This is a genomic window from Burkholderia sp. BCC1638, from assembly GCF_902833195.1.
In the GTDB taxonomy this organism is placed as follows: Bacteria; Pseudomonadota; Gammaproteobacteria; order Burkholderiales; family Burkholderiaceae; genus Burkholderia; species Burkholderia diffusa.
Window position 1 is genome coordinate 1 of sequence record NZ_CADFEC010000107.1, and the last position, 533, is coordinate 533.

Sequence of the window (533 nt, forward strand, 5' to 3'; positions counted from 1 at the left end):
CAGCGGAGACGGAGAGGTCGGCCGTTGCAGCCATCCCCGCCCCCGTGCTCGGCCAGTCGGCGACGCCCGAAACGGTTGCCGCGCTGCGCCTGCAGTTCGGCCTCGACATGCCGGCCTACCTGCGCTACCTGCACTGGCTCGCGGGCTTGCTTCACGGCGCTTTCGGCCGTTCGCTGTCGGGCGACATGCCGGTGGCCGAGATGATCGGTTCGCGCCTGCCGAAATCGCTCACGCTGGCGGCCATCACCACGATCGTGTCGGTACCGGCGGCACTGCTGCTGGGCATCCTCGCGGCGGTCAAGCGCGAATCGATCGTCGATCGCCTGATCAGCCTCGGCACGCTGTCCCTGGTCGCGACCCCCGAGTTCCTGATCGCGACGCTGGCGGTGCTGGTATTCGCCGTGAAGCTGCGCTGGTTGTCCGCGCTCTCGTACGGCGGCTCGATCGACAGCCTGCACGACTTCCTGCGCGCCTACGCGATGCCGGTGCTGACCCTGTGCGCGGTCGTGATCGCCCAGATGGCGCGGATGACG

General features: G+C 69.0%; 1 protein-coding gene. It reads left to right on the forward strand.

Annotated elements, in window-relative coordinates:
• Positions 1–533 (forward strand): ABC transporter permease (locus tag HWX22_RS31415; protein ID WP_175917008.1); only part of this gene is annotated, 533 nt, incomplete at both ends.